The 266-nt window shown below is 67.7% G+C and carries 1 protein-coding gene; it reads right to left on the bottom strand.

What is annotated here, in order from left to right; genetic code table 11:
* Positions 1-266: hypothetical protein (locus RAD10_RS42005; RefSeq protein WP_461622039.1), on the bottom strand; the 266-nt coding region annotated here is incomplete at both ends.

Raw genomic sequence — 266 nt, 5'->3', positions numbered from 1 at the left:
TGCGTCATCTCCTTGGCCGGCGCAGCAGCGGCAACCGGGGCCTCCGGCACCAGCGGCGGGGCTTCGGCAACGGGAGCAGCACCGGCCGCCATAGCGGCCATGCCCTGCTCGACCATCGCTTCCAGCTTGTCGATGAGGTCGCGGTCGGTCCCCTCGGGCTCGGCTTCGGTGGCTTCGAGGCCTGCCAAAATTTCCTTGATGCGGTCGATCGAGGACAGGATCACCGTCACCGCCTGCCCGGTCACCGGCATGCCGTCACGGAATTT

This window comes from Bradyrhizobium sp. 23AC, assembly GCF_054863025.1.
Note: the sequence above shows the minus strand (reverse complement) of the source record. Positions and strands in the feature narration are given on the sequence as shown.